Origin of the sequence: Mesorhizobium sp. M7A.F.Ca.CA.002.05.1.1 (assembly GCF_003998335.1) — a bacterium.
Taxonomy (GTDB): Bacteria; Pseudomonadota; Alphaproteobacteria; order Rhizobiales; family Rhizobiaceae; genus Mesorhizobium.
Window position 1 is genome coordinate 1 of record NZ_RZQI01001249.1, and the last position, 1,296, is coordinate 1,296.

Annotated in this window: 2 protein-coding genes; both read left to right on the forward strand. The window is 60.9% G+C overall.

What is annotated here, in order from left to right:
• Positions 1-196: hypothetical protein (locus tag EN939_RS38745; RefSeq protein ID WP_206525417.1), on the forward strand; the 196-nt coding region annotated here is incomplete at its 5' end.
• 153 nt (positions 197-349) lie between these two features.
• Positions 350-1,296, forward strand: a 947-nt coding sequence (gene lpxC, locus EN939_RS34595; protein ID WP_127271869.1) for a UDP-3-O-acyl-N-acetylglucosamine deacetylase, incomplete at its 3' end; no start/stop codon positions are given.

A 1,296-nucleotide genomic window follows, 5' to 3' on the forward strand; every position in this document is an offset into this window, starting at 1 on the left:
AGGTGAGGACGACTCAGGAAGACGATCAGCTGGAGATTCCGGCGTTCCTGCGCCGCCAGGCCAACTGATTGGTAAACGGACTGTAACATTTGTTAACAGGCAAGCGAGGAATCGCTTGCCTGTTAATGTTTTAAATGATGTGATTTCAACGACTTACCAAGTCGCACTCGTTCCATTTTGCGGTTACACAGAGTAAGAAACCGTGATTTGGAGTCTCCCTGACGGGACATTATCTTCGCTGCCTACCATCATCGGTTTGCCGGGATTTCGGGGGAAGTCACCCTGCCAGCCGATTCACACAAGAGCCGCGCCCTCGGGCTGGAGAAGCGGACCTAGGCATTACGGGCTTATGGGGATTGTCTTGCACGACTATCAGACGACATTGAAGACGCGCGCGTCGCTTACCGGCACCGGCGTCCACAGCGGCAAGGAAGTGTCCATCAGCTTCGTGCCCGCGGATGCCGACACCGGCATCGTTTTCCAGCTTTTCAACGGTGCGGAACAGGGCCGCGAGTTTCGTGCCCTGGTTTCGGAAGTCGGCGCTACCGACCTGTGCACCATGCTTGGTGATCCCGCCGGCGAGCATATCGCCACGGTCGAGCACATCATGGCGGCGCTGTTTGGGCTCGGCATCGATAATGTCGCTGTCGAGATCGATGGTTCCGAGGTTCCTATCTTCGATGGCAGCGCCATGGCGTTCGTCGAAGCCATCGATCAGGCGGGTATCGAGACGCTCTCGGTCAAGCGGCGCTATATCAGGGTCATCAAGCCGGTCCGCATCGAGAACGGCGCCTCGTGGGCGGAGTTTCGGCCCTATGACGGGACCCGTTTCGAGATCGAGATCGACTTCGAAAGCCCGGCGATCGGTCGTCAGCTGTTTGCCTCCGACCTCAATGCCGATATTTTCCGTCGTGACATCGCGCGCGCCCGCACCTTCGGCTTCATGAAGGATGTCGAGCGGCTGTGGGCCGCAGGCTACGCGCTCGGCTCCTCGCTGGAGAACTCGCTGGTCATCGGCGACGACAACCGCGTCATCAATATGGGCGGCCTGCGCTACCCCAACGAATTCGTGCGACATAAGACGCTGGACGCCATGGGCGACCTGGCGCTGGCCGGCGCCCGCTTCATCGGCTGCTTCCGCTCCTATCGCGGCGGCCACAGGATGAATGCCGCGGCCCTGCGCCGTCTGCTCTCGGACCGCACGGCGTTCGAGATCGTCGAGACGACGCGCCGTGAGCGTGGCCGCAGCGCCGAGATGAACGCCGTGCGGTCCGAGAGCAGACGGCGCAGGGCCTG